The sequence below is a fragment of the Acinetobacter sp. A1 genome (assembly GCF_012371315.1).
GTDB lineage: Bacteria > Pseudomonadota > Gammaproteobacteria > Pseudomonadales > Moraxellaceae > Acinetobacter.
The window spans coordinates 1-3,482 of sequence record NZ_JAAZQY010000062.1 but is presented as its reverse complement, the minus strand read 5'-3'; the positions used below and the strand labels follow the sequence as shown (position 1 = coordinate 3,482).

Here is a 3,482-nt window from a genome sequence, read left to right as displayed (position 1 = left end):
ACACAAGTTGTTCTTCATAATCTCTTAATGATCTTATTTTCACTTCGTCAGTGAAAATATAACGCAAAACTTTCTCTGCAACTTAACCCTGTGAGCTAAGTTACTTAGTTGTTTCGCGTCGGGATGGGTGCATTATAGGGCAATTTCCTACACGTGCAAGTGCTTTTAACTGCTTGTTTTCACGAGTGTTGCATTTTTACGCACCATATTGGCTCATAAATACACAAACCACCCTATAAACACTTAATTTTAAATAAAAATATATTTTTTATGTTTTTATCATCAATATTTGCTTATTTTGCAGCAAGCGCAGGCTTTACCGTGACACTTAGAATTTTAACCGCTTGTTTAGGTACATTTTGGTGCATCCCATAGTTGCCCGTCGGTACTTTCACAATACGATCTACCACATCCATACCTTTAGTGACTTTACCAAATACCGCATAACCTGCATTTCGAGGGCTTCTATTTAAGAAGTCGTTATCTGCCACATTAATAAAGAATTGGCTGCTTGCAGAATCGGGATGATTCATACGTGCCATTGCTAAAGTACCGCGCGTGTTCTTCAAGCCATTGCCTGATTCATTGCGAATGGTCGCTTTGGTTGGTTTTTCTTGCATCTTGGCATCCATACCACCACCTTGCACCATGAAGCCTGGAATCACACGGTGGAAGATTGTGCCGTTATAGAAATTTGACTTGGCATAATCTTCAAAGTTTTTTGCAGAAATAGGCGCTTTGTCATTAAACAACTTAATTTCTATATTGCCCATGCTAGTTTTCATTTCAATAATGCTGTTTGCCGCCATTACATTAAAGCTCATCGCCATTGTGGCAAGTGTGAACATACTTTGTTTTAACATTTACTTGGCAATCCATCTGTGTTGTATTCGGAATTCGTCTATATTAATAAGATTACGAAAATAAATCAGTGGCTATTTTTTATCACGCTGGAAAACTTATGTATAAAAATAATTCAGATCATACCGAGCTGTGTTTGCCACCTTGGTTGTTGCAAGGTGAAGCCTATATTTTAAATTATTGGCTCAGCTCCTCTGCTTTAAAACAGGCACAGATTTTTGGCTTAACACCTTCAACGTTTGGGCGCGTGGTACAAATCATGTTGGTACGCTATGCACAAAGTCCAATTGGTGCCTATGATGAACTGCTGATTTTAGATCATCCCGTATTGCAGCAACGTGTGTTATCCAATATTCCCAAGATTTTTGTTTCCACAGAATCTTCTGTCCAGCATGGGCAACAACTTTGGGGAATTCCTAAAGAATTGGTCACATTTGAATGGCAGGCGCATACTCAGCAAAGCACTTGTACCATTCGACAGGCAGATTTAGAACTCCGTATTCGATTTGAGCAGCATGTAAAAGGTCGATGCATCAATGTAAATAGTCAGTATCTGCCCGCAGCATTATTAAAGATCACACAAATCTGGCAAGGTAAATCTTATTGCTTTAGTCCTTCATTTCGTGGTCAATTGATACCACTGAAACAAGTTTCTTGGCTGCCTAATCCCTCATTATTTCCAGATGTTTCTCAGGCACGTTTATTGACTGGCTTTTACGTGCCTGAGTTTGAACTGATTTTTCCTGAAGCCAAAATTTATTCTAAGAAATAAAGTTCCACGTGAAACAAATTGAACCCATAGATACAGATTTTAATGGCGAGGACGATCCCAAAACTTTCTAAAGTTTTTACACATTTCAATGCTGAGTTTTTTTGCACGGCTCGACACAAAACTCAGGTTAATAAAGCCATGTGCCTGATCTAAATATTCAACATACTTAGCCGTCACCTGATTTTGACGTAATTTATGTGCATAAATTTCAGCTTCATCGTGCAGCACATCGTGCCCTGCTGTAACCACAAAAGCAGGTGCTAGTTTTTTCAACTTTCCAAAAGTTGGAGAAATAATCGGATCATCCAAAGCCACTTGGTGCTGCGTAGCGTAGTGATGCGTCACGAAATCTATATCTTGCTCTGTGAGCACCAAGCCATCTTTATAGGCAAAAAATGAAGGGTGTCGGCTTTTAAAATCCAATGCAGGATAAATCAGGAACTGCGCTTCGGGTGCATAGGCACTGTGCACACTACGCTGCGCAACCACTGCCGCAATATTACCGCCAGCACTATCACCCGCCACCGCAATACGGTTTTTTAAAATTTTCATTTGACGACGATGTTGATAAGCCCACGCCAAAGCCTCTTCACAGACCTGAATAATCTGCTGTGGACTGGCTTCAGGTGCAAGCGGATACGCCACACTCAACACTTGCGCATTGGCATGCACTGCCATCAAACGGCAGAATTCATCATGGCTATCTAAACCACCCACCACAAAACCACCACCATGATAAAACACAATTAAAGGCAGTTTCTTATGCGGTGCAGGATGATAATAACGTGCTGCAATATCACCGCTGGGTAAATTTAAGCGAACCTCTTCCACACGCTTGACTGCTGTAGGCGTACTGGCAATAGATGCGATTTGACGGTCAAATTGCTGTCTGGACTGAATGGGGTCTGCACCAATAAAACCTATTTTACCTTGCTTTAATTGTGCCGCCATCATGCATTTAATAAAAGGATCAAGGTCAGGATATTGATAAGGATAAGACAAGGCCTGCGCTAAGGCTTCATGCGCTCTGTCAGGCAGTTTATTTAAAAGACGTGCAGCCGTTCCCTGCCCTTTGTGCAACCTCTGTTTAAGCGATGAATTCAAGATTTGCATGATTGTTCCTTTTTATATGCGTAAATTCTTCATCATTTCTTCATGATTAAATGCAAAATGACCATTTTGTTATACAAGTGCTTCAATCGTTATACATATCTAAACTTTGTATACGCTAACCTGCTTTTATGACGCTGTCATTGACAATTTAGCTGCCCATTATGCATGTTTCTTGCAAATTCATAGATTGGCTCAGGAGGTGGAACATGGCTAAAAAACTGATATTACTCTCATGCGCTACTGCTTTTTTAGCCGTAGGCTGTGTCGCATTTCCTGAAGATGGTTACTACGATGGTCGCTATGATCCTCGTTATGAACGCCACTATGATTATGATGATCGACGTTATGACTATGATCGTCAGCGTTGGGAATACCAACAACGCCAACAACGGGTAGACTTAGAACGTCGCAAGCGTGAAATTGAGCGTCGTGAATGGGAGCAAAACCGACAAAAGCAATTGCAACAGCAACGGCAAAAACACGAGCAAGAACGCCAGCGTTTAGCTGAGCAACGTAAACGACTTTCGGAACAACAGCGCAAGCAGCTTGAACAAAAACGCAAACAGCAAGTCGAAGCTGAACGTAAAAAACGTGAAGATATACGTAAACGCATGCAACAACAGCGTGATGCACAACAAAAACGCTGGCAGGAAAACCGTAAAGAGTAATTAACTATAACTAAAAATATAGACAAATATTTGCATAAGTGCTCATTTTGTCTATGTCGATTCAGTAG

Annotated in this window: 4 protein-coding genes; 2 read left to right on the top strand and 2 right to left on the bottom strand. The window is 40.8% G+C overall.

All coding sequences use genetic code 11. From position 1 onward, the window contains the following. Nucleotides 1-293: 293 nt before the first annotated feature. On the bottom strand, nt 294-863 hold the full coding sequence (locus HHA41_RS12795; protein WP_168461942.1) for a peptidylprolyl isomerase: 570 nt from the start codon (nt 861-863) through the stop codon (nt 294-296). 98 nt (nt 864-961) lie between these two features. Here HHA41_RS12795 and HHA41_RS12790 point away from each other — a divergent pair, with 98 nt between their 5' ends. Then, nucleotides 962-1,633, top strand: a complete 672-nt coding sequence (locus HHA41_RS12790; protein ID WP_168461940.1) for a hypothetical protein — start codon at nt 962-964, stop codon at nt 1,631-1,633. A gap of 39 nt (nt 1,634-1,672) precedes the next feature. On the opposite strand, the gene HHA41_RS12785 is transcribed toward HHA41_RS12790, so the two are convergent. Then, the gene (locus HHA41_RS12785; RefSeq protein ID WP_168461939.1) at nt 1,673-2,746 is read right to left on the bottom strand and encodes an alpha/beta hydrolase; all 1,074 of its coding nucleotides are present in this window, start codon (nt 2,744-2,746) and stop codon (nt 1,673-1,675) included. A gap of 206 nt (nt 2,747-2,952) precedes the next feature. Here HHA41_RS12785 and HHA41_RS12780 point away from each other — a divergent pair, with 206 nt between their 5' ends. Next, nucleotides 2,953-3,414, top strand: a complete 462-nt coding sequence (locus HHA41_RS12780) for a hypothetical protein (protein WP_168461938.1) — start codon at nt 2,953-2,955, stop codon at nt 3,412-3,414. The last annotated feature ends 68 nt before the right edge of the window (nt 3,415-3,482 follow it).